The following is a 22939-nucleotide window of genomic DNA, read 5'->3' as shown; positions in this document are numbered from 1 at the left end:
CGCTCGTCGCGATGCCTAGGCCTGGGCCTTGACGATGAAGCTGACGGCGTCGCCGACGGTCTTGAGGTTCTTCACCTCTTCGTCGGGGATCTTGACATCGAACTTCTCCTCGGCGTTGACGACGATCGTCATCATCGAGATGGAGTCGATGTCGAGGTCATCGGTGAACGACTTGTCCAGCTCCACCGTGTCGGTCGCGATGCCGGTCTCGTCGTTGATGAGCTCGGCCAGGCCGGCCAGCACTTCTTCGTTGGACAATGCCATGGTTCTTCTCCTTGCAGGGGTGTCTCGTTTGACCGAGACACAGTCTAGAGGGACGGGGACCGGTGGTTCAGGGAAGAACCACCACTTGGGCGCCGAACACGAGTCCGGCGCCGAAGCCGATCTGCAGCGCGAGGCCGCCGGACAGCTCGGGGTGCTCCTCGAGCAGGCGGTGCGTCGCGAGCGGGATGGACGCGGCCGAGGTGTTGCCCGTCGTCGCGATGTCGCGGGCGATGACGACCGACTCGGGCAGCTTCAGCTGCTTGGCGAACTCGTCGATGATGCGCATGTTCGCCTGGTGCGGGATGAAGGCCGCGAGGTCGGCGCTCGTGATGCCGGCGGCGTCGAGGGCCTGCTTCGCGACCTTCGCCATGTCCCACACGGCCCAGCGGAAGACCGTCTGGCCCTCCTGGCGCAGCGTCGGCCACTCGCCCTCGCCGTCGCGGTACTCGACGAGCGTGCGGTTCATGCCGACCGCGCCGGCCTTCGAGCCGTCGGAGCCCCAGACGGTGCGGGCGATGCCGGGGAAGTCGCTCGGCCCGATCACCGCGGCGCCCGCGCCGTCGCCGAGCAGGAAGGAGATGCTGCGGTCGGTCGGGTCCACGACGTCGGAGAGCTTCTCGGCGCCGACGACGAGCGCGTAGTGCGCGACGCCGGTGCGGATGAGCGCGTCGGCCTGGGCGACCGCGTAGGCGTAGCCCGCGCAGGCGGCATTGGCGTCGTAGGCTGCCGCGGGGTTCGCCCCCACCCGATCGGCCAGCACCGCGGCCATCGACGGCGTCTGCTGCACGTTGGAGATCGTGGCGACGATGACGAGGTCGATGAGCTCGGGGGAGATCCCGGACTTCGCGATCGCCTCCTGCGCGGCCTCCGTCGCCAGGTCGAGCGCGCTCACGGCGGCGCTCGCGCGGGTGCGCGTGACGATGCCGGTGCGCTGCTGGATCCACTCGTCGGAGGAGTCGATCGGCCCGATCAGCTCGTCGTTCGGCACTGCGTGCTCGCCGCGGGCGGCGCCCATCGCGTAGATCCGCGTGTAGGCGGGGCCGTGCGACTGCTGCAGGGTCGGCTTGGTCATGCGCTTCGACTCTTCTCTGCTTCTTCTCGGGGGTCGGGGGCTCAGGCGGCCTGGGCGGCGATCAGCTCGGCCGCGGCGGCGAGATCGTCGGGCGTCTTCACCGCGACGGTCGGCACGCCCTTCAGCCCGCGCTTGGCGAGCCCGACGAGCGCGCCCGCGGGGGCGAGCTCGATGATGCCGGTGACGCCGGCGTCGGCGAAGGCGGCCATGTCGAGGTCCCAGCGCACGGGCGAGGAGACCTGGCCGACGAGGAGTTCGACGAAGGCGGCGCCCGACTCGACCCGGCTGCCGTCGCGGTTCGTCCAGAGCGGGAGCACGGGGTCGGCGGGCGAGAGCGTGGCCGCGACCTCGGCGAGCCGGTCGACGGCGGGGCGCATGTAGCGGGTGTGGAACGCGCCGGCGACCTGCAGCGGGATGACCCGGGTGCCGGCGGGCGGTTCGGCCTTCAACTGCTCGAGGGCGTCGAGCGCGCCGGCGACGACGATCTGGCCGCCGCCGTTGTAGTTCGCCGGCTCGAGGCCGAGCTCGGCGAGGCGGGCGAGGAGCTCCTGCTCGTCGCCGCCGAGGACGGCGCTCATGCCGGTCGCGACCTCGGCTGCGGCATCCGCCATGGCCCGACCGCGGGCCGCGACGAAGCGCATGGCCTCGCTCGCGTCCAGCACGCCGCTGCCGGCTGCCGCGGTGATCTCGCCGACCGAGTGCCCGGCGATGCCGCCCGCGCCGGTGGCGCGGCCGCCGTCGAAGAGCGCCTCGAGCGTCAGGATGCCGGCGGCCACGATGAGCGGCTGCGCCACCTTCGTGTCGCGGATGGTCTCGGCGTCGCTCACCGTGCCGTGCTCGGCGAGGTCGAGATCGGCCGCGGCCGAGAGCTCGGCCAGGCGCGCGGCGCGCGCCGGGTCCTCCAGCCAGGGGGTGAGGAATCCGGGGGTCTGCGAGCCCTGTCCAGGGCAGACGACGACGATCACCCGACTAGTCTGCCAACGCCTGGACCGTCGCGGGTGTGCACACGCCACAAGGTCTGCGGAAAACCCTTGTGCGCGGGGCACAGATGCCGCGCTCGTACGGCTGCCGTCAGTTCGTGCTGCGCCGGCGCGGCTGCGCCTCGTGATCGCTCATGGACCCGACGATGAGCGCCGACTGCAGGATCAGCGCCTCGCGCGCGCCCGTCGCGTCGTAGCCGATCACGTCCGAGACGCGCTTCAGACGGTAGCGCACGGTGTTCGGGTGCACGAAGAGCTCCCTGGCGGTCGCCTCGAGCGAGCGGCCGTTGTCGAGGTAGCTCCAGAGCGTCGTCAGCAGTTCGGTCGAGTGGGCCTGGAGCGGCCGGTAGATGCGGTGCACGAGCGTCGCCCGTGCGAGCGGGTCGCCCGCGAGCGCCCGTTCGGGCAGCAGGTCGTCGGCGTGCACCGGTCGCGGGGCGTGCCGCCATGACCGCGCGACCGCGAAGCCCGCGAGGGCCGCCTTCGCGCTCTTCGAGGCATCCACGAGGTTCGGCACCTCGTGCCCGAGCACGAGGTGCCCCGCGCCGAACTGCGGTTCGAGCTGCGTCGCGATCTCGAGGAAGCTGAGCGCCGGGGCGGTGCCGATGGTCTCCTCGCCGCCCTCGCGCGCCTGCGGGTCGGCGCGGCCGATGACGACGACGAGCCGGTTGCCCTGCACGCCGATCAGCACGTCGGCGTGCATGTGCCGCGCCGCGCGCCGCACCTGGTCGACGTCGAACTGCTTCGGCGCCGTGCCGACGAGCACCGCGACCTCGCCGTGGCCGTGCCAGCCGAGGGCCGCGATGCGGCTCGGCAGCTCATCGTCGTACTCGCCCGAGAGGATCGAGTCGACCACGAGCGCCTCGAGCCGAGCGTCCCAGAGCCCGCGGGCCTCGGCGGCGCGCGCGTAGACGTCGGCCGCGGCGAAGGCGATCTCTCGCGAGTAGAGCAGGATCGCCTCGCGCAGCGGCTCGCCGCCGTCCTTCACCCGCTCCTCGACGACCTCGACCACGACCCGTATGAGCTGCAGCGTCTGCTGCAGGCTCACCGAGCGGAGCAGCTCCCGGGGCGCCGCGCCGAACACGTCGGCGGCGATCCACGGCGTGGAGCGCGGGTCGTCGAACCAGGAGATGAACGAGGTGATGCCCGCTTGCGCGACGAGGCCCACGGCCGAGCGTCGGCTCGGTGGCATGTCACCGTACCAGGGGAGCGTGTCCTCCAGTCGCTTCAGCGTCTGGGTGGACAGCTCGCCCGAGATGGTGCGCAACCACGCGAGCGTCTCCGCCTTCGTCCGGGGCCTCGTCGCCAATGCCGGTCGCCCGTCAGCTCTCGCCGCCGGCCGACCCCGTGGTGCCGGCGTTGACGTCGTGCAGACGGTACTTGGCGATCGCCTGGCCGGCGAGCGAGCGGTCGACCTCGCCGCGCTCCGCGAGGAGCTCGAGCGTGCGGACCACGACCGAGGGGCCGTCGATCTTGAAGAAGCGACGGGCCGCCGGGCGGGTGTCCGAGAAGCCGAAGCCGTCGGCGCCGAGCGTGGCGTACTGGCCCGGGACGTAGGGGCGGATCTGCTCCTGCACGCCGTGCATGAAGTCGGACACCGCCACGAACGGGCCGGCCGCGCCCGAGAGCTTCTGCGTGAGGTACGGCACGCGGCGCTCGGCGTCGGGGTTCAGGAAGTTGTGCTCGTCGGCGGCGAGGCCGTCGCGGTTGAGCTCCGACCAGCTGGTGACGCTCCACACGTCGGCCGCGACGCCCCAGTCCTCGGCGAGGAGCTGCTGCGCCTCGAGGATCCACGGCACCGCGACGCCGGATGCGAGCAGCTGGGCCTTCGGCCCCTGCACCGGCGACTGCGAGATGCGGTGGATGCCTCGGACGATGCCGTCCACGTCGACGCCCTCCGGCTCGGCGGGCTGCACGATCGGCTCGTTGTACACCGTGAGGTAGTACATGACGTTGGGGTCGGGGTGCGCGCCGCCGTACATGCGCTCGAGGCCGGAGCGCACGATGTGCCCGATCTCGTAGCCGTACGCCGGGTCGTAGGAGACGACCGCCGGGTTCGTCGCCGCGAGCAGCAGCGAGTGGCCGTCGGCGTGCTGCAGGCCCTCGCCGGTGAGCGTGGTGCGGCCGGCGGTCGCGCCGATCATGAAGCCGCGCGCCATCTGATCGCCTGCGGCCCAGATCGCGTCGCCCGTGCGCTGGAACCCGAACATCGAGTAGAACACGTAGATCGGGATCAGCGGCTCGCCCTGCGTCGAGTACGAGGTGCCGACGTTGGTGAACGCGGCGAGCGCCCCGGCCTCGTTGATGCCGACGTGGATGATCTGGCCCTGCGGGCTCTCCTTGTAGGCGAGGAGCAGCTCGCGGTCGACCGAGGTGTAGTGCTGGCCGTTCGGGTTGTAGATCTTCGCGTTCGGGAAGAACGCGTCCATGCCGAAGGTGCGCGCCTCGTCGGGGATGATCGGCACGATGCGGTGGCCGAAGTCCTTCGAGCGCATCAGGTCCTTCAGGAGCCGCACGAACGCCATAGTCGTGGCGATCTCCTGGGTGCCGGAGCCCTTCTTCGCGATCGCGTAGGCGGAGTCGTCCGGCAGCGAGATCGCGGTGTGCGAGGTGCGCCGCTCGGGCGTGTAGCCGCCGAGCGCGCGCCGGCGCTCGTGCAGGTACTGGATCGCCTGGTCCTCGCCGCCCGGGTGGTAGTACGGCGGGAGGTAGGGGTTCTCCTCGAGCTGGGCGTCGCTGATCGGGATGCGCATCGAGTCCCTGAAGGTCTTCAGGTTGTCGAGGGTCATCTTCTTCATCTGGTGGGTCGCGTTGCGGCCCTCGAACGCCGGTCCGAGCCCGTAGCCCTTGATCGTCTTCGCGAGGATGACGGTCGGCTGGCCCTTGTGCTCGGTCGCGGCCTTGAACGCCGCGTAGACCTTGCGGTAGTCGTGGCCGCCGCGCTTCAGGCCCCAGATCTCGTCGTCGCTCAGGTGCGTGACGAGGTCGAGGGCGCGCGGGTCGCGGCCGAAGAAGTTCTCGCGCACGTAGGCGCCCGACTCGGCCTTGTAGGTCTGGTAGTCGCCGTCGGGGGTGACGTTCATGAGGTTGCGCAGGGCGCCCTCGTCGTCGCGGGCGAGCAGGTCGTCCCACTCGCGGCCCCAGATGACCTTGATGACGTTCCAGCCGGCGCCGCGGAAGAAGCTCTCGAGCTCCTGGATGATCTTGCCGTTGCCGCGCACCGGGCCGTCGAGCCGCTGCAGGTTGCAGTTGATCACGAAGGTGAGGTTGTCGAGCCCCTCGTTCGCGGCGACCTGGAGCTGACCGCGGCTCTCGACCTCGTCCATCTCGCCGTCGCCGAGGAACGCCCAGACGTGCTGGTCGGAGGCGTCCTTGATGCCGCGGTTGGTGAGGTACTTGTTGAGCTGCGCCTGGTAGATCGCGTTGATCGGGCCGAGGCCCATCGACACGGTCGGGAATTGCCAGAACTCGGGCATGAGCCGCGGGTGCGGGTAGCTGGAGAGGCCGTTCGGGGCGTGCGACTTCTCCTGGCGGAAGCCGTCGAGCTGGTCGGCGCTGAGCCGGCCCTCGAGGAACGCGCGGGCGTACATGCCGGGTGAGGCGTGGCCCTGGTAGAAGACCTGGTCGCCGCCGCCGGGGTGGTCCTGGCCGCGGAAGAAGTGGTTGAAGCCGACCTCGTAGAGGGCGGCGCTCGACGCGTAGGTCGAGATGTGGCCGCCGACGGCGATGTCCGGTCGCTGGGCGCGGTGCACGAGCACGGCGGCGTTCCAGCGGATCCAGGCGCGGTAGCGGCGCTCGATCTCCTCGTCGCCCGGGAACTCGGGCTCGTTCTCGGGGGCGATCGTGTTGAGGTAATCGGTGGTGGGCACCATCGGCACGCCGAGGTGCAGTTCCTTGGAGCGCTTGAGCAGGCTCAGCATGATCTCGCGGGCCCGCTGGTGGCCCTTCGCCGCGACGAGAGCGTCGAGGGATTCAGCCCATTCACCCGTTTCGTCGGGATCGGAGTCCATGGCGTCGACCGAGTAAGGGTCCTGGTCGTTGACAGTCACACTCGACCTCTTTCAGTAGTCTCGAAGCGGTTCGTGCGTGTGCGCGCCGAGCGGACTCCTCGCCCGAGCGGCACCACGCCATCCTAGTGATTCTATGCCCGCAGCCCACCGGTCCGACCGGCCATGGCTCGGGCGCCATCACCGAAAGCGACGCTATCAATGATCCTGCCGTCAGGGGCCCAGGCACCCGATTTCACCCTGCCCGATCAGCACGGCGCGCCGACCTCTTTGGCCGCGCTCACCGCGCGGTCGCCGGTCGCGTTGGTCTTCTTCCCCCTCGCGTTCTCGGGCATCTGCCACGGGGAACTGTGCGAGCTCCGCGACCATCTGCCGCTCTTCCAGGACGCCGCGGTGCAGCTCGTCGGCGTGTCGGTCGACTCGAAGTTCGCCCTGCGCGCCTGGGGCGAGCAGGAGGGCTTCGGCTTCCCGCTGCTGGCCGACTTCTGGCCGCACGGAGAGGTGGCGCGCGCCTTCGGCGCATTCCGGGAGGATGCCGGCACGGCGTCCCGGGCGACCTTCGTGATCGACCGCGAACGCCGAGTGCGGGCGTCCTTCGCGAGCGCGCCGGGGGAGCCGCGGCCGCTCGCCGCCTACCGCGAGGCCATCGCAGCACTCTGAGCGGGCGTCGTCGGCCGAGGAGCGCCGGCGTCAGGCGAGGATGTTCACCGCCCGCGAGATCACGAGCGCGAGCAGCACGAAGCCGGTGAGCGCCTGCACCGACATCAGCAGCTTCGTGCGGCTGCGCAGCGGCATCGCGTCGGTCGGGCTGAACGCCATGGTGTTCGTGAGCGAGACGTAGAGGTAGTCGACGAAGCCGGGGCGCCAGTCGCCGCGTCGGGAGGAGCCTGCGGCGACCTCGCGGGCCGCGTCGGCCTCGTCGTCCTGCGGGAACGCGAAGTCCGCGAGCGGCAGGGCGCTCCGGGGCAGCGTGCCGCGGGCGACCGGGCCGCCGCGATCGAGCTCCCAGTAGAGCAGTCCGAAGGCGATCACGTTCGTCACCCAGACCTGTCCGGCGGCAAGCAGTACCGTCGCGCCGTCGGCGCTGCCGTCGACCAGGCGAACGATGACGTTCACGACGCCGAGCTGGTTCACCAGCACGAGGACCGATGCGAACGCGATCGCGAGGGCCCGGGACCACTGCGTCTGCCGATCGAGCCGATGCGGGTTGATGACGAACAGCGGCACCGCCATTGCCGCGAGCGCGATCAGTCCGACGGTCCGCCCGACCGCGGTGTCGGGCTCGTGCACGAGCGCGGTGAGGGCGGCCGCCACGACGATGCCGGTGAACGCCGCCCAGCGCGTCTCCGCCCGTCGCTCCTGCACCGGCGAGGCGGGGGCGTCGCCGTCGGACGAGGCGGTCGCGTCGTGGGCGTCGCTGCGCATACGGCGAGTGTACGGCTCGGCTCCTCGCCGGCCGGTAGGATTGGGCCTCGCCGCGCTTCGCGTGCGGGCCTGTAGCTCAGTTGGTAGAGCGCCACGTTTACACCGTGGATGTCGTCGGTTCGAGCCCGGCCGGGCCCACGGGAGTGAGGGGCGGCGCTGGCGATACGATGGTCCGAGGCGGACCCGCGTATCCGGCGCGGCCGGGAAGGTGAGCACGACCGTGGACCATCGCGAGCGCTCCACCGGCGCCGAGCACCGGGCCCCGCGCGCATGAGCCGCACGCTCGCCGAGGTGCTCGACGTCGTCGAACGACGCTGGCCGATCTCCGGCATGGAGCCGTGGGACGCCGCCGGGCTCGTCGCTGGCGACCCGAAGGCCGAGGTCCGACGCATCCTGCTCGTCGTCGACGCCGTGCAGGCGACGGTCGACGAAGCGATCGACGGGGGCTTCGACCTCGTGATCGCGCACCACCCGCTCCTGCTCCGCGGCGTCACGACGGTCGCCGAAGACCGCTACAAGGGCGCCGTGCTCGCGAAGCTCATTCGCGGCGGCTGCGCGCTCGTCGCCGCCCACACGAACGCCGACGTGGTCGAGACGGGCACCTCCGCGGTGCTCGCCGAGCGTCTCGGGCTGCTCGACGTCCGCCCGATCGTGCCGTCGCCCGACGGCCGCACCGGCCTCGGCCGGGTCGGCCGCCTCCCCGAGCCGACGACGCTCGGCCGCTTCGCCCGCCGGCTCGCCGAACTGCTGCCGCCCACCGCGACCGGGGTCCGGGCCGCCGGCGGATTCGACGAGCCGGTCGAGACGGTCGCGCTGTGCGGCGGTGCCGGTGACTCGCTGCTCGGCGACCCCGCGGTCCGCGCGGCCGACGTCTACGTCACCGCCGACCTCCGCCACCACCCCGCCTCCGAGGCGCGCGAGCAGGCGCTCGTCGGCGGCGGGCCCGCGCTGCTCGACGTCTCCCACTGGGCGAGCGAGTGGCTCTGGCTCGACCGCGCCGCCGCCGAGCTCCGCGAAGATCTGCCCGGGCTTGACGTCGTCGTCTCCGAGCTGCGCACTGACCCCTGGGACTTCCAGGTCGTCCAATGACCCGTCCAGCCATCCCGACCGCCGACCCCACGAGGAGCAACACGTGAAGGCCAGCCCCGCCGACCAGGAGACGCTGCTGCGACTCCAGGCGATCGACACCCGCATCGCCCAGCTCACGCACCGACTCGGCAACCTGCCCCAGGCGGCGCCGCTCGCCGAACTCGCGAGCCGCGACGACGGCGTGCGCCGCTCCCGCGCCGAGGCGCACGGGGTCCTCGAGGACACCCGCGCGGAGCTCAAGCGCATCGAGTCCGACGTCGAGATGGTCGAGGCCCGTATTGCGCGCGACAGCGAGCGCCTCACGCAGACCTCCTCGGTGAAGGACGTCGCGGCGCTCGAGTCCGAACTCGTCTCCCTCCGGCGCCGCCTCTCCGATCTGGAGGACCAGGAGCTCGTGGTGATGGAGCGTGTCGAGGGCGCGGAGTCCGCGGTCGCGGCGATCGACGACGAGCGCGCCGGCATCGCTGTCGCGCAGCAGCAGCTCGAGTCCGAGCGAGCCGAGGCCGCCGCCGGTCTCGAGACCGAGCGCGAGCAGGCCGTCCGCGATCGCGGCACGGTCGCGGCCACGGTGCCCGAGGCACTGCTCGCCTTCTACGAGCAGCGCCGCGAGCGGGGCGCCGGGGTCGGCGCGGCCCTGCTCCGCCAGCGCACCTGCGGCGGCTGCACGATGACGCTCACGGGCAGCGATCTCGAAGCGGTGCGCCGTTCGGCGCCCGACGAGGTCGTGCAGTGCCCCGAGTGCGACCGTATCCTGGTCCGCACCGAGGAGTCCGGGCTCTGAACCGCGCCGGGCGGCCGGGCGTCGGCGCTCCCGCCCGGTAGACTGGCCCGGCGAGCGGGTCGGCAAGACGGTCGCGTCGCCCGAGCGATCGGGCGCCGAGGAACGTCCGGGCTCCGCAGGGCAGGACGGTGGGTAACGCCCACCCGGGGTGACCCGCGAGACAGTGCCACAGAAAACAGACCGCCTCGGGCTTCGGCCCGCGGTAAGGGTGAAACGGTGGGGTAAGAGCCCACCAGCGGCCGCGGTGACGCGGTCGGCTCGGTAAACCTCGTCCGGAGCAAGGCCAGACAGGGAACGATGGGGCTGCCCGTCCCGTTCCCGGGTAGGCCGCTAGAGGGCCGTGGCAACACGGTCCCGAGAGAGATGGCCGTCCAGCCGGTGTCGCGCAAGCGCCCGGTGAACAGAACCCGGCGTATCAGCCGGCCCGCTCGCACCTCATCCGCCCGGCCCCCTGTGGCGCGCGATCGCTCAGTCGGCCGCGAGCGAGGCGGCGCCGAGGATGCCCGCGTTGTTTCGGTGCACGGCGGGCACGATCGGCGTGGTCAGCTCGAGCAGCGGCAGGAACTGCTCGTGGTGCTTCGAGACGCCGCCGCCGACCACGAACAGGTCGGGGGAGAAGAGCATCTCGAGGTGGGCGTAGTAGCGCTGCAGGCGCTTCGCCCACTCCGCCCAGTCGAGGTCCTCGCGCTCCATCGCCGAGTACGCGGCGCGGTGCTCGGCGTCGTCGCCGTCGAGTTCGAGATGCCCGAGCTCCGTGTTCGGCACGAGCACGCCGTCGTAGAGGAACGCCGAGCCGATGCCGGTGCCGAGGGTGGTCAGGATGACGAGGCCGTCGGCGCCGCGGGCGGCCCCGTAGCGGAGCTCGGCGACCCCCGCCGCGTCGGCGTCATTGATGAAGTGGATGTCCCGGCCGAGCGCCTGCTCGAAGAGCTCCTCGGCGTGCAGGCCGATCCACTCGTGCGAGACGTTCGCCGCCGAGAGGGTGAGCCCCCGCTTCACGACGGCGGGGAAGCACACGCCGAGGGGGAGCCCGTCGCCGCCTGACTCGGAGAACTCTTCGAGGAGCGCGCTCGTCGCCTCGACGATGTCGGCCGGACGGCCGCCCTCGGGCGTGGCGACCTTGCGACGGGGCGAGACGAGCTCGCCGCTCGCGAGGTCGACGACCGCCCCCTTGATGCCGGTGCCGCCGATGTCGATGCCGATCGCGAGGTCCTGCGTCATGGCGTTCACCCTACCCGGCGGTCCCGTGCTTCAGGGGAGCGTGAGGATCTCGGCGCCGCGCTCGGTGACGACGAGGGTGTGCTCGAACTGCGCGGTGAGGGAGCGGTCGCGGGTGACCACGGTCCAGTCGTCGGCCCAGAGGTCCCACTCGGTGGTGCCGAGGGTGAGCATCGGCTCGATCGTGAATACCATCCCCGGTTCCATGACGGTGTCGTGCTCGGGGGCGTCGTAGTGCGGGATCACGAGGCCGGTGTGGAAGGCCCGTCCGACGCCGTGGCCGGTGTAGTCGCGGACGACGCCGTAGCCGAAGCGTTTCGCGTACGCCTCGATGGCGCGCCCGATGACGTTCACCTGACGTCCCGGGGCGACCGCTTTGACCCCCGGGCGAGCGCCTCGCGCGTGCGTTCGACGAGGAGTCGCGTCTCCTCCGCGGCGTCGCCCACGAGGAACGTCGCGTTCGTGTCGCCGTGCATGCCGTCGAGGTAGGCCGTGACGTCGAGGTTCACGAGGTCGCCTTCGTCGAGCACTGTGTCGTCGGGGATGCCGTGGCAGATCACCTCGTTGACCGAGGTGCAGCTCGAGGCGGGGAACCCCCGGTAGCCGAGCGTCGAGGGGTAGGCGCCGTGGCCGACCACGTACTCGTGCACGATGCGGTCGAGTTCGGCGGTCGTGACCCCGGGGACGATCGCGTCGGATGCCGCGTCGATGGCGCCGGCGGCGATGCGGCCGGCCGCGCGGATGCGCTCGACCTCCGCGGTCGAGTAGCGGTCGCCCTCGGAGTTCGGGCGGGGCGCAGCCCGCCCGACGTACTCGGGGCGGGCGATCGCGCCGGGCACCGTGCGGGGGGCGGGGAGGCGGCCGGGGATCAGGTGGCCGGCGGAGTCCTTGGGCATAGGATCAGCCTATGACGGAGGACATCGAGCACCGGTTCTGGTACAACATGCGCACGGGCGAGGTCGAGCAGGGCTTCGTCTCGCCGTCGGCGGATCGCGTCGGCCCCTTCGATACCCGCGAGGAGGCCGAGCACGCGCTCGAGAAGCTGCGCGCCAACAGCGAGAAGTGGGCCGCGGAGGACGCCGCGGAGGACTGAGACGACGAGGGGCGGGCGCCGAAGCGCCCGCCCCTCGATCATCGTGGCCTGCGTCGCCGGGCCGCGGCTTCGCGGCTACTCGTACGAGTGCTCGGGGCCGGGGTAGACGCCGGCCGAGACATCCTGCTGCCAGGCCTTCGCGGCCGCGCCGAGGATGCCCGAGAGGTCGGCGTACTGCTTGACGAACTTCGGGATCCGTCCGGGGGTGAGGCCCGCCCAGTCGGTCCAGACGAGCAGCTGGCCGTCGGTGTGCGGGCCGGCGCCGACGCTGATGGTCGGGATGTCGAGGCGCTCCGTGATCTGACGGGCGGCGTCGGAGGGGACCATCTCGAGGACGACCGCGAAGGCGCCCGCCTCCTGCACCGCGATGGCGTCCGCGAGCAGCTGCTCGAGCCCCTCGCCGCGACCTTGGATGATGTGGCCGCCGAGGCCGTGCTCGCTCTGCGGGGTGTAGCCGATGTGCGCCATGACGGGGATGCCGGACTGCACGATACGGCGGATCTGCTTGTGACTGCGTTCGCCGCCCTCGAGCTTGACGGCGTGCGCCCCGGTCTCCTTCATGAAGCGGACGGCCGTGTGCAACGCCTCCTCGGCACCGCTCTCGTAGGAGCCGAACGGCATGTCGGCGACGACGAAGGCGCGCTGCACGGCGCCGGCGACGGCGCGCGTCAGCGGGATCAGCTCGTCGACCGTGACCGGCAGGGTCGTCTCGTACCCGAGCACGTTGTTCCCGGCGGAGTCGCCGACGAGCAGGAAGTCGATGCCCGCCTGGTCGAAGATGCGCGCCGTGAGCTGGTCGTAGCTCGTGAGGCCCGTGATCTTGATGCCGTCGCGCTTCGCGTTCTGGAAGTGCCTGGTGCGCACGCGCTTGGGGCCGCCCGAGGCCGAGGCCCCGCCGTACGGGTTCTGCTCTGACATGCCGTCAGTCTGGCACAGCCGCGGGTCCCGCCCGGCCCGACCCAGTACGCTGAGAAGCGCGAGAAAGGGTGTGGATGGATAAGCAGCGCGACTTCGTTCTCCGGACCATCGAAGAACGTGGGGTCAAGTTCATCAGGCTGTGGTTCACCGATGTCGTGGGCACCCTGAAATCGGTCGCGATCGCTCCGGCGGAGGTCGAGGGCGCGTTCACCGAGGGCATCGGCTTCGACGGCTCCGCCATCGAGGGCCTCAGCCGCACCTACGAGTCCGACCTGCTCGCGTACCCCGATCCCTCGACGTTCCAGACCCTGCCCTGGCGGGGCGACATCGACCCGACCGGGCGCATGTTCTGCGACATCACGACCCCCGACGGCGAGCCGGCGGTGTCCGACCCCCGCAACGTGCTGAAGCGTACGCTCGCGCGCGCCGCCGACCGCGGCTTCACGTTCTACACGCACCCCGAGATCGAGTTCTACCTGCTCAAGTCGTCGAAGTACGGCCCCGAGGGCCCGCAGCCGGTGGACTCCGCGGGCTACTTCGACAATGTTCCCGGCGGCACCGCGCACGACTTCCGCCGCCGCTCGGTGCGCATGCTCGAAGACTTGGGCATCTCGGTGGAGTTCAGCCACCACGAGACCGGTCCCGGTCAGAACGAGATCGACCTGCGCTACGCCGATGCGCTGACGACGGCCGACAACATCATGACCTTCCGCACTGTCGTGAAGGAGGTGGCGATCGAGCAGGGCGTGTACGCGACGTTCATGCCGAAGCCGTTCTCCGAGTTCCCGGGCAGCGGCATGCACACCCACCTCTCCCTGTTCGAGGGCGATCAGAACGCCTTCTACGAGCCCGGTGCGCAGTACCAGCTCTCGAAGATCGGCCGGCAGTTCATCGCCGGGCTGCTGCGCCACGCGGGCGAGATCTCCGCGGTCACGAACCAGTTCGTGAACTCGTACAAGCGGCTCTGGGGCGGCGGCGAGGCGCCGAGCTTCGTCTGCTGGGGCCACAACAACCGCTCGGCGCTCGTGCGGGTGCCGCTCTACAAGCCGAACAAGGGGCAGAGCGCGCGCGTCGAGTACCGCGCGATCGACTCGGCCGCGAACCCGTACCTCGCCTTCTCCCTGCTGCTGGCCGCCGGCCTCAAGGGCGTCGAGGAGGGCTACGAGCTCCCGCCCGAGGCCGAGGACGACGTCTGGATGCTGAGCGACCGCGAGCGCCGGGCGCTCGGCTACAGCCCGCTGCCCGCGAGCCTCGACCACGCGATCGAGGAGATGGAGCGCTCCGAACTCGTCGCCGACACCCTGGGCGAGCAGGTCTTCCGCTACGTGCTCGCGAACAAGCGCGCCGAATGGCAGGACTACCGCTCGCAGGTGACGCCCTTCGAGCTGACGCGCAACCTCGAGATCCTCTGATCGGATGACTCGGCAGGCGGCGCCGTACAGCGGGCTCGCCCGGGCCGGCTTCGACGACTTCGAGCGCGCCCGATCGGGACTCGCCCGACTCGCGGAGGCGACGGAGGTCGACGCGCCCGAGTTGTTGGATGCGCTCACCGTCGCGGCCGATCCCGACGAGGCGCTCGCCACGCTCGAGCGCCTCGCCGAGCGCGCCCCCGCCGAGGTGCGCCGGGTCCTGGAACGCCCGACGGCCGCCGAGCGCGCAGCCCGGCTGCTCGGCGCCTCACGAGGGCTCGGCGAGTTCCTGCTGCGGAACCCCGACGAGCTCGTGCTGCTCGAGCGCGAGCCCGAGCCGCCGCTCGGCGAGCACGAGGCGCGCGCGGTCCTCGTCGGCGCCCTCGATGAGCTCGGCGACGGTCCGGTGGAGCCGGAACAGGCAGCCCGGGCGATCCGCCTCCGCTACCGCCGCCTGCTCGCGGGCATCGCCGTCTACGACCTGAGCCGGGCGAGTGCGATCGAGGCCGTCGACACGGTGGCGGCAGGCCTCGCCGACCTCGCCGGCGCCGCGCTCGACGCCGCCCTCGTCGCGGCGCGCCGGCTGGTCGGGCGACGCCCGGGCGAGGGGGCCGCCCCGGGGCGGTATCCGGCCGATGAGGTCGCGGCGACCCGCCTCGCCGTCATCGGCATGGGCAAGGCCGGGGCGCGCGAGCTCAACTACCTGAGCGACGTCGACGTGATCTTCGTCGCGGAGTCCGCCGACGAGGAGCGCCTCGCCCAGGGGCGCGCGGTCGAGATCGCGACCCGGCTCGCGGTCGTGGCGAGCCGGCTCATCGACGACGCCGGGGTCGAGCCGCCGCTCTGGGAGGTCGACGCGAACCTCCGCCCGGAGGGCAAGGACGGGGCGCTCGTGCGCACCCTCGACTCGCACGTGCAGTACTACGAGCGGTGGGCGAAGAGCTGGGAGTTCCAGGCCCTGCTGAAGGCCAGGCCGCTCGCCGGCGACGCCGAGCTCGGCGCCCGGTACCTCGCGGCGCTCTCGCCGATGGTCTGGGCGAGCTCCGCACGCGACGGCTTCGTCGAGTCGGTGCAGCAGATGCGCGAGCGGGTCACCCAGCACATCCCCGCCGACGAGGTCGACGTGCAGTTGAAGCTCGGTCCCGGCGGACTCCGCGACATCGAGTTCACCGTGCAGCTGCTGCAGCTCGTGCACGGCGCGAGCGACGACGAGATCCACCAGCGCGGCACCCTGCCCGCGCTCGGCGCGCTCGCGAGCCGCGGCTACGTCGGCCGCGAGGAGGCCGGCGAGTTCGCGCACGACTATCGCCTGCTCCGCGTGCTGGAGCACCGCCTGCAGCTGTCGCGCCTGCGCCGGACCCACCTCATGCCGCGCGACGAGGCCGAGCTCCGCGTCCTCGCGCGAGCGAGCGGGCTCGCCCGCAACGCGGCCGAGCTGACCGCGCTCTGGCAGGCGACGCGGCAGCGGGTGCGCGGACTGCACGAACGGCTCTTCTACCGGCCGCTGCTCTCCGCCGTGGCGGCGCTCCCGGCCAGCGGGCTCGAGCTCACGAGCGCGCAGGCGGAGGCTCGGCTCGCCGCGATCGGCTTCCGTGATCCGAAGGGCGCGCTCGGGCACATCGCGGCCCTCACCTCCGGGGTCTCCCGACGGGCGACGATCCAGCGGCACCTCATGCCCGTGCTCATCTCCTGGTTCGCCGAGGGCGCCGACCCCGACTACGGCATGCTCGCCTTCCGAAGGCTCTCCGACACGCTCGGCACGACGCACTGGTACCTGCGACTGCTCCGCGACTCGTCCGACGCCGCGCTGCGTCTCACCCGCGTGCTCTCCGGGTCCCGCTTCGTCGGTGAACTCCTCGAGCGCAGCCCGGAGGCGGTCGCGTGGCTCGAAGACCTCGACGAGCTGCGACCGCGCTCGCTCGCGGCGCTCCGCGACGAGTCCGCGGCCGTCCTCGCGCGCCACGGCGAGGTGGAGGCCGCGGCGAACGTGTTGCGGGCCATCCGTCGCCGCGAGGTGTTACGCCTCGCGCTCGCCGGCATCCTCGACGTCTGCAGCGTCGAGGAGCTCGGCCACGGGCTCAGCGACGTCACCGAGAACCACCTCGCAGCGACGGTCGCGGCCATCCGTCGCGGCGACGACGGCGACGGCGACGGCATCGAGTTCGCGGTGATCGGCATGGGCCGCTTCGGCGGGCGCGAACTCGGCATCTCCTCCGACGCCGACGTCATCTACGTCTACCGCCCCGCCGCGCTCGAGGGCGACGCCGCCCACCGGGTCGCGCTGCGCATCGTCTCGGAGCTCGGTCGGCTCACCGAAGACGCCCGCCTGCCCTTCGAGCTCGATGCGGACCTGCGACCCGAGGGGCGCAACGGGGTCATGGTGCGCTCGCTCGAGGCGTACCGCGCCTACTACGCGCGCTGGTCGCTGACCTGGGAGGCGCAGGCGCTGCTGCGTGCTCGCGGCGTGGCGGGTGATGCCGCGCTCCTCGACGATTTCCGCGAGCTCGCCGACGGCGTGCGCTATCCGGCGTCGATCGCCGAGCAGGCCGTGCGCGAGGTGAAGCGCATCAAGGCCAGGGTCGAGAACGAGCGGCTGCCGCAGAACGCGGATCCGGCGAGGCATCTGAAGCTCGGACGCGGCTCGCTCAGCGACGTCGAGTGGTTCGTGCAGCTCATCCAGCTGCAGCACGCCGCGGCGGTGCCCGCCCTCCGCACGACCTCCACCCTCGATGCCCTGCAGGCGGCCGTCGACGCCGGGCTCGTCGCCGCCGACGACGCGGAGACGTTGCGCGCCGCCTGGATCTTCTCCTCGCGGGCGCGCTCCGCGCTGACTCTCTGGCTCGACCGCACGACCGACGTGCTGCCGGTCGAGCGCACCCAGCTCGAGGGCGTCGCCCGCCTCATGGGCTATCCGCCCGGGTCCGCGGCGCAGCTGGAGCAGGATTACCTGCAACTCACCCGGCGCTCGCGCGCGATCTTCGACCGCGACTTCTACGGCATCGAACCGGGGCGCGAGCCCACCCGCTGAGCCGCGCGGCCGCCCGACGGGCCGGAACCCCACGCGGCATGGGGCGGCGCGGGGTTCCGGAGTCGTGGGGTCAGGCTTCGACGACCGGGGCGTCCGGGGCGTTCTTCTTCACGGACTCGATGCCGTTCTGGGCGGCCGACTTCGAGCTGTAGCCCTCGGAGACCGCGATCGTTTCGCCGTTGCCGGCCTTCAGGCGGAAGCGCCATTCGCCTCGCGCGTCGGTGTAGAGCTCGAACTTCCCAGCCATTCTCGGCCCCTTCTCGAAACGGGCGCCGGCGTGCGCCGACTCGAACACATCGTGGCGTCCAGACGCCCGCGCGCACAAGGGGGCAAACGCGCGCGCCCGAGGCATCCGCTCCAGGTCCCGGCCGCCGCCCTACGATGGCGGGATGAACGACGACGTCCGCAATGTGCTGACCGCCCTCGCGGCGGTCGGCGAGCCCTGGCAGCCGCACCGCCTCACGAGCGTGAACGACTACGACGTGAAGGTGGTGAAGCTCCTCGGCGAGTTCGTCTGGCACAGCCATCCCGAGACCGACGAACTGTTCCTCGTCGTCGCGGGCGAGCTGACCATCCAGCTGCGCGACCGGGACGTCGTGCTCGGGCCGAACGACGTCTTCGTCGTGCCGAAGGGCGTCGAGCACTGCCCGAAAGCCGAGGAGGAGGTGCATGCGATCCTCATCGAGCCGAAGGGCACCGTGAACACCGGCGACGCCGGGGGAGCGCGGACCGCCGAGGTGCGGGAGATCCCGGCCGCTTCCGAGTGAGCGTTCGGGCGAGCACCGACGACGACGAACGCCCCGGGCAGCTGACGCTGCCCGGGGCGTTCGGATCGAGAACTGCGGCTCAGACGCCGTAGTACAGCTCGAACTCGAAGGGGTGCGGACGCTGAGCCAGCGGCTTCAGCTCCTTCTCGCGCTTGTAGTCGATCCAGGTCTCGATGAGCTCCTTGGTGAACACGCCGCCCTCGAGGAGGAAGTCGTGGTCGGCCTCGAGCGCGTCGAGCACGGCGTCGAGCGAGCCCGGCACCTGCGGGATCGTCTTGGCCTCTTCGGCGGGAAGCTCGTAGAGGTCCTTGTCGACCGGCTCGTGCGGCTCGATGCGGTTCTTGATGCCGTCGATGCCGGCCATGAGCTGCGCCGCGAAGGCGAGGTACGGGTTGCCCGAGGCATCCGGCGCGCGGAACTCGATGCGCTTCGCCTTCGGGTTGGTACCCGTGATCGGGATGCGGATGGCCGCCGAACGGTTGCCCGCCGAGTAGACGAGGTTCACCGGGGCCTCGAAGCCGGGCACGAGGCGGTGGAACGAGTTCACCGTCGGGTTCGTGAAGGCGAGCAGCGCCGGGGCGTGCTTCAGGATGCCGCCGATGTACCAGCGGGCGATGTCCGACAGGCCGCCGTAGCCGGCCTCGTCGTAGAACAGCGGCTTGCCGTCGTTCCAGAGCGACTGGTGCGTGTGCATGCCCGAGCCGTTGTCGCCGAACAGCGGCTTCGGCATGAACGTCGCCGTCTTGCCCCACTCGTTGGCGGTGTTCTTGACGATGTACTTGAACTTCAGGATGTCGTCCGCGGAGTGCACCATCGTGTCGAACTTGTAGTTGATCTCGCCCTGGCCGGCGGTGCCGACCTCGTGGTGGCTGCGCTCGAGCTCGAGGCCCGCATCGATCAGCTTCAGGCAGATGTCGTCGCGGAGGTCGGCGTGCTGGTCGACCGGCGAGACGGGGAAGTAGCCGCCCTTGAACGGGGTCTTGTTGGCGAGGTTGCCGCCTTCTTCGACGCGACCCGAGTTCCACGCGCCTTCGCTGGAGTCGATCGAGTAGAAGCTCGTGTGCTGGTTCACCTCGTAGCGGACGTCGTCGAAGATGTAGAACTCGGCCTCGGGGGCGAAGTAGGCGGTGTCGGCGATGCCGGTCGAGGCGAGGTACTTCTCGGCCTTCTTCGCGACCTGGCGCGGGTCCTTCGAGTAGATCTCGCCCGTGCGCGGGTTGTAGATGTCGAAGATCATGATGAGCGTGCGCTCGGCGCGGAACGGGTCGATGTACGCCGTCGACACGTCGGGGATGAGCTGCATGTCGGACTCGTGGATCGACGCGAAGCCGCGGATCGACGAGCCGTCGAAGAGCTGGCCGACGGTGAAGAAGTCCTCGTCGACCGTCGACGCCGGGATGTTGAAGTGCTGCTGCACACCCGGGAGGTCGGTGAAGCGGATGTCGAGGAACTTGACCTCGGTCTCCGTGATGAACTTGAGGACTTCAGACGAATCACTGAACATGCGACGACTCTCCAACGGGGCGGGCGGGAAGTCCGGAATCTCCGGGGCGGCCAGCAGCCGTCACCGACGGTATCCCCGGGCCGTTTCCCGGCCATGACGTGAATGTTTCCGGCATGTTACACAGCGGCCGCTCGGTAGGATCGAAGGATGCCCGACGCGAAGCCCACCACCTTCGGAGACCTCCAGCCCAGCAAGTGGCCGGGGGAGCGGCTCGGGCTCCCCGAGTCGGGCCGCGGTTCCGTCGGGCGGATCGGTCGTCGCATCGCCGCCCTCCTCATCGATTGGGCGAGCGCGATGCTCCTCGCGCTCCTGTTCACCCCGTACGACTCGGTCGCCTACAACTTCGTGACGCCGCTCGTGTTCGTCGTGCTGCAGATCGTCTTCATCCCGACGATCGGCGGCAGCATCGGCCACCGCCTGCTCGGCATGGCGGTCGTCCCGCTCGAGGGCGGCTGGATCGGCATCCGCCGCACCGTCGTCCGGTCGCTGCTGCTCATCATCGTCGTGCCCGCGCTCGTGTGGGACTCCGACCAGCGCGGCTTCCACGACAAGGTCGCGGGCACCGTCCTCATCCGCAGTCGCTGACACCGCGCCGCACAAGCGCAACGGGGCGGTCTCCCGAAGGAGACCGCCCCGTTCGCGTCGTCGGGACCCGTGCGGGTCAGCGGAGCTTGCCGCGTTGCGGACGCACTTTCAGCGGGTCGATGCCCTTCGGGATCGGGAGCGAGCTCTGCAGCGAGTTCAGCCGGTTCGACACCGCCATGACCTCCGGCTTGGTGAGCGTCTTCTTGAGCTTGCGCAGCGTCGCCGCGAGGCGGTGCAGCTCGACGTCGCCCTCCTCGTGGCCGACGGAGATGAGCGTGACGTCGACGGTCGGGAGCACGCGCGCGACCTTGCGCTGTTCGTCGTCGAGCATGCGCTGGGTGCGGCTGGCAGGGCCTTCGCTGATGAGCACGACGCCGCCGCGGCCGACGGCGCGATAGACCGCGTCCTGCGTGCGCCCGTTGACGGCGACCGGCATCTCATTGCCGACCCAGCCGCCGCGGAGACCGCTGCGGAGCACGGCGCCGACCGCGCCCGGCTGCCCGTCGATCTGGGAGTACGCCGCCCGCTCGGCACGACGGCCGAGGATGATCATGGCGATCAGCAGGCCGGCGAGCACGCCCGCGACGACCCAGAGCGCGATGGTGAAGCCGTTGCCCTCGCTGAGCCACAGCGCGAGTCCGAGCGTCACCGCGATGGGGGCGAGGAAGCCGAGGAGCATGAGCCACTGCGCGGTCGAGTCGTAGCGGCGGGTCATCTGGAAGACCTGCCACATCTGCTTCAGACGGCCGGGCTCCTTGGGGGAGGACGCGGAGTCCTTGGTGCGTGCCATGCGTCAAGGATACCGGCGGCGGGGGCCGCCGCGGACCGTGTTCGCGGCCCGCGTGCGACCCCCGCCGACCCCGGCGATGAGACCGGATGGAACCGGGCTCAGCCGACCGCTCGGGCGAAGCCGAGCTCGGGGTCCGCGAGGTGCGCGAGCTCGGGCGGGAGCTCGCGCCCCTTCGCCCGCATCGACTGGGCCCAGAGGCGGCCCGCGCGGTACGACGATCGCACGAGCGGACCGGCGAGCACGCCGAGGTAGCCGAGCTCCTCGGCCTCGGCCTTCAGCTCCACGAACTCCTCGGGCCGCACCCACCTCGCGACCGGCAGATGCCTCGGGCTCGGCCGGAGGTACTGCGTGATCGTGATGATGTCGGTGCCGGCCGAGAGCAGGTCGCGGAGCGCCTGAGACACCTCGGCGCGCTCCTCGCCCATCCCGAGGATCAGATTGGACTTCGTGATCAGCCCCGCCTCGCGACCCTGCGCGATGACGTCGAGCGAGCGCTCGTAGCGGAACGCCGGGCGGATGCGCTTGAAGATGCGCGGCACCGTCTCGACGTTGTGCGCGAAGACCTCCGGCCGGGCGTCGAAGACCTGCCCGAGCAGCTCCGGCTCGCCGTTGAAGTCGGGCACGAGGATCTCCACGCCCGTGCCAGGGGACTGCGCGTGGATCTGCCGGATCGTCTCCGCATAGAGCCACGCGCCGCCGTCGGGAAGGTCGTCGCGGGCGACGCCGGTGACGGTCGAGTAGCGCAGCTGCATCCGGACGACGGACTCCGCGACGCGGCGCGGCTCGTCGGCGTCGAACTCGGCGGGCTTGCCGGTGTCGATCTGGCAGAAGTCGCAGCGCCTGGTGCACTGGGAGCCGCCGATGAGGAAGGTGGCCTCGCGGTCCTCCCAGCACTCGTAGATGTTCGGGCAGCCGGCCTCCTGGCAGACGGTGTGCAGCTCCTCGCTCTTCACGAGCGATTGCAGCGCACGGTACTCCGGGCCCATCTTCGCCCGGGTCTTGATCCACTCGGGCTTGCGTTCGATGGGCGTCTGGGCGTTGCGGACTTCGAGGCGCAGCAGACGGCGCCCCTGCGGTTCGGCCGTCACGCGGCGACCGCCGCCTCGGCCGCCTCGAGGTGGCGGAGCACCGGCTCGACGACGTCGATCGGCCGCACGGTGCGGCCGAGGACCCGGGAGATCGTCGTGACGCCGGCGTCGCGGATGCCGCAGGCGACGATCTTCCCGTACGGCTCGAGCGAGTTCGAGCAGTTGAGGGCGAAGCCGTGCATGGTCACGCCGTCGGCGACGCGGATGCCGATGGCGGCGATCTTCTCGTCGACGCCGTCGCCGACCCAGACGCCGGAGCGGCCCTCGACGCGGCGCCCGGCGATGCCGAGCTCCGCGAGGACCGCGATGAGCACGTCCTCGAGCCGGCGGACGTAGCCGACGACGTCGATGGGCTCCGGCAAGCGGAGGATCGGATAGCCGACGAGCTGCCCCGGACCGTGCCAGGTGATCTTGCCGCCGCGGTCGACGTCGACGACGGGTGTGCCGTCGATCGGCCGTTCGTCTGGACTCGTCCGTTTGCCGGCCGTGTAGACCGCTTCGTGTTCGAGGAGGATGACGGTGCCCGGGCTGGTTCCGGAGACCACCGCCTGATGGACGGCGCGCTGGAGGGAGAGTCCCTCTTCGTACGGCACGGAGTTGGCGCTTAGCCCCGTGACGACAGAGTCGAGCATGCGGATCAGTCTAGACACCCGGCGAACGATGACAACGGTCGTCCACAGGCGCGCCGCGGGCGTCGGCGTCCACCGATGCCGGTGATCGGCGGTCGCAGTCGCGGATCCCGGGCGAGCATCGAGGCATGGAGCAGCAGACGCAGCAGACACGACGAGGGCGACGAGCCCGCGGCGACGCCGTGCGCCGGCACGGGGGCCGCGTGGTGCCACAACCGCGCACGGAGCACACGCCGAGCACGTCGGCCGCGCCGGGGCACAGGGGCGACTCGCCGTGGGCGGAGCCGGCCGC

The 22939-nt window shown here is 71.2% G+C and carries 21 protein-coding genes, 1 tRNA gene, 1 other RNA gene and 1 pseudogene; 10 read left to right on the top strand and 14 right to left on the bottom strand.

All coding sequences use genetic code 11. The features are described from left to right. Nucleotides 1-15: 15 nt before the first annotated feature. The 5 genes from QSJ60_RS11920 to aceE all read right to left on the bottom strand — a co-directional run bounded on the left by QSJ60_RS11920 (nt 16) and on the right by aceE (nt 6365). Complete coding sequence (locus QSJ60_RS11920; RefSeq protein ID WP_189086421.1) at nt 16-264, bottom strand: acyl carrier protein; 249 nt, start codon at nt 262-264, stop codon at nt 16-18. Nucleotides 265-331: 67 nt separating this feature from the next. Continuing rightward, nucleotides 332-1336: a beta-ketoacyl-ACP synthase III gene (locus QSJ60_RS11915; RefSeq protein ID WP_285463733.1), complete on the bottom strand. Its 1005-nt coding sequence runs from the start codon at nt 1334-1336 to the stop codon at nt 332-334. A 41-nt stretch (nt 1337-1377) separates the two neighbouring features. Then, nucleotides 1378-2301, bottom strand: coding sequence for an ACP S-malonyltransferase (locus tag QSJ60_RS11910; RefSeq protein ID WP_230766954.1), 924 nt, complete (start codon nt 2299-2301; stop codon nt 1378-1380). Between the two features lie 106 nt (nt 2302-2407). Next, nucleotides 2408-3625: a PucR family transcriptional regulator gene (locus QSJ60_RS11905; RefSeq protein WP_230766957.1), complete on the bottom strand. Its 1218-nt coding sequence runs from the start codon at nt 3623-3625 to the stop codon at nt 2408-2410. Nucleotides 3626-3638: 13 nt separating this feature from the next. Beyond that, nucleotides 3639-6365 (bottom strand): pyruvate dehydrogenase (acetyl-transferring), homodimeric type, encoded by a 2727-nt coding sequence (gene aceE, locus QSJ60_RS11900; RefSeq protein ID WP_230766960.1) that lies wholly within the window; start codon nt 6363-6365, stop codon nt 3639-3641. A gap of 159 nt (nt 6366-6524) precedes the next feature. Between aceE and QSJ60_RS11895 the strand changes: the two genes are divergently transcribed. Beyond that, on the top strand, nt 6525-6983 hold the full coding sequence (locus QSJ60_RS11895) for a peroxiredoxin (RefSeq protein ID WP_285463732.1): 459 nt from the start codon (nt 6525-6527) through the stop codon (nt 6981-6983). A gap of 30 nt (nt 6984-7013) precedes the next feature. On the opposite strand, the gene QSJ60_RS11890 is transcribed toward QSJ60_RS11895, so the two are convergent. Beyond that, nucleotides 7014-7748: a hypothetical protein gene (locus QSJ60_RS11890; RefSeq protein WP_285463731.1), complete on the bottom strand. Its 735-nt coding sequence runs from the start codon at nt 7746-7748 to the stop codon at nt 7014-7016. 65 nt (nt 7749-7813) lie between these two features. Between QSJ60_RS11890 and QSJ60_RS11885 the strand changes: the two genes are divergently transcribed. The 4 genes from QSJ60_RS11885 (at nt 7814) to rnpB (ending at nt 10049) form a co-directional block, all read left to right on the top strand. Continuing rightward, nucleotides 7814-7886: transfer RNA gene (locus QSJ60_RS11885), tRNA-Val, on the top strand. Nucleotides 7887-8018: 132 nt separating this feature from the next. Continuing rightward, nucleotides 8019-8837: a Nif3-like dinuclear metal center hexameric protein gene (locus tag QSJ60_RS11880; protein WP_189086412.1), complete on the top strand. Its 819-nt coding sequence runs from the start codon at nt 8019-8021 to the stop codon at nt 8835-8837. A gap of 43 nt (nt 8838-8880) precedes the next feature. Beyond that, on the top strand, nt 8881-9618 hold the full coding sequence (locus tag QSJ60_RS11875) for a zinc ribbon domain-containing protein (RefSeq protein WP_189086411.1): 738 nt from the start codon (nt 8881-8883) through the stop codon (nt 9616-9618). A 55-nt stretch (nt 9619-9673) separates the two neighbouring features. Next, nucleotides 9674-10049: RNase P RNA component class A (rnpB, locus tag QSJ60_RS11870), an RNA gene on the top strand. Nucleotides 10050-10086: 37 nt separating this feature from the next. On the opposite strand, the gene ppgK is transcribed toward rnpB, so the two are convergent. After that, nucleotides 10087-10839: a polyphosphate--glucose phosphotransferase gene (gene ppgK / locus QSJ60_RS11865; RefSeq protein ID WP_230766981.1), complete on the bottom strand. Its 753-nt coding sequence runs from the start codon at nt 10837-10839 to the stop codon at nt 10087-10089. A gap of 30 nt (nt 10840-10869) precedes the next feature. Beyond that, nucleotides 10870-11732, bottom strand: a pseudogene (gene map, locus QSJ60_RS11860) (type I methionyl aminopeptidase). Between the two features lie 11 nt (nt 11733-11743). On the opposite strand from map, the gene QSJ60_RS11855 reads away from it, so the two are divergent. Next, on the top strand, nt 11744-11929 hold the full coding sequence (locus QSJ60_RS11855) for an SPOR domain-containing protein (RefSeq protein ID WP_285463730.1): 186 nt from the start codon (nt 11744-11746) through the stop codon (nt 11927-11929). A 75-nt stretch (nt 11930-12004) separates the two neighbouring features. On the opposite strand, the gene panB is transcribed toward QSJ60_RS11855, so the two are convergent. After that, nucleotides 12005-12847, bottom strand: a complete 843-nt coding sequence (panB, locus tag QSJ60_RS11850; RefSeq protein ID WP_189086407.1) for a 3-methyl-2-oxobutanoate hydroxymethyltransferase — start codon at nt 12845-12847, stop codon at nt 12005-12007. 74 nt (nt 12848-12921) lie between these two features. Between panB and QSJ60_RS11845 the strand changes: the two genes are divergently transcribed. Together QSJ60_RS11845 and QSJ60_RS11840 are read left to right on the top strand one after the other, a co-directional pair. After that, on the top strand, nt 12922-14259 hold the full coding sequence (locus tag QSJ60_RS11845) for a glutamine synthetase family protein (protein ID WP_189086406.1): 1338 nt from the start codon (nt 12922-12924) through the stop codon (nt 14257-14259). Nucleotides 14260-14263: 4 nt separating this feature from the next. Further along, nucleotides 14264-17284 (top strand): bifunctional [glutamine synthetase] adenylyltransferase/[glutamine synthetase]-adenylyl-L-tyrosine phosphorylase, encoded by a 3021-nt coding sequence (locus QSJ60_RS11840; protein ID WP_285463729.1) that lies wholly within the window; start codon nt 14264-14266, stop codon nt 17282-17284. 70 nt (nt 17285-17354) lie between these two features. Here QSJ60_RS11840 and QSJ60_RS11835 read toward each other — a convergent pair whose 3' ends face one another. Then, a complete protein-coding gene (locus QSJ60_RS11835; protein ID WP_189086404.1) occupies nt 17355-17531 on the bottom strand; it encodes a YegP family protein in 177 nt (58 codons plus the stop codon). Between the two features lie 142 nt (nt 17532-17673). Between QSJ60_RS11835 and QSJ60_RS11830 the strand changes: the two genes are divergently transcribed. Beyond that, nucleotides 17674-18051 carry a cupin domain-containing protein gene (locus QSJ60_RS11830; protein WP_285463728.1) on the top strand — a complete coding sequence of 126 codons (378 nt, stop codon included), beginning with the start codon at nt 17674-17676 and terminating at the stop codon, nt 18049-18051. 79 nt (nt 18052-18130) lie between these two features. On the opposite strand, the gene glnA is transcribed toward QSJ60_RS11830, so the two are convergent. Continuing rightward, nucleotides 18131-19555, bottom strand: coding sequence for a type I glutamate--ammonia ligase (gene glnA / locus QSJ60_RS11825; protein WP_189086402.1), 1425 nt, complete (start codon nt 19553-19555; stop codon nt 18131-18133). A 147-nt stretch (nt 19556-19702) separates the two neighbouring features. Between glnA and QSJ60_RS11820 the strand changes: the two genes are divergently transcribed. Continuing rightward, nucleotides 19703-20140 (top strand): RDD family protein, encoded by a 438-nt coding sequence (locus QSJ60_RS11820; protein ID WP_285463727.1) that lies wholly within the window; start codon nt 19703-19705, stop codon nt 20138-20140. A gap of 76 nt (nt 20141-20216) precedes the next feature. On the opposite strand, the gene QSJ60_RS11815 is transcribed toward QSJ60_RS11820, so the two are convergent. The 3 genes from QSJ60_RS11815 to lipB all read right to left on the bottom strand — a co-directional run bounded on the left by QSJ60_RS11815 (nt 20217) and on the right by lipB (nt 22650). Then, nucleotides 20217-20930, bottom strand: coding sequence for a DUF4191 domain-containing protein (locus QSJ60_RS11815; RefSeq protein WP_189086400.1), 714 nt, complete (start codon nt 20928-20930; stop codon nt 20217-20219). 98 nt (nt 20931-21028) lie between these two features. Next, nucleotides 21029-22018, bottom strand: a complete 990-nt coding sequence (gene lipA / locus QSJ60_RS11810) for a lipoyl synthase (protein WP_230767011.1) — start codon at nt 22016-22018, stop codon at nt 21029-21031. Next, complete coding sequence (gene lipB / locus QSJ60_RS11805; protein WP_285463725.1) at nt 22015-22650, bottom strand: lipoyl(octanoyl) transferase LipB; 636 nt, start codon at nt 22648-22650, stop codon at nt 22015-22017. The genes lipA and lipB overlap by 4 nt, the downstream gene beginning before the upstream one ends. Between the last annotated feature and the right edge of the window lie 289 nt (nt 22651-22939).

The organism is Agromyces sp. NBRC 114283 (assembly GCF_030268405.1).
GTDB classification, from domain to species: Bacteria; Actinomycetota; Actinomycetes; order Actinomycetales; family Microbacteriaceae; genus Agromyces; species Agromyces mediolanus.
Note: the sequence above shows the minus strand (reverse complement) of the source record. Positions and strands in the feature narration are given on the sequence as shown.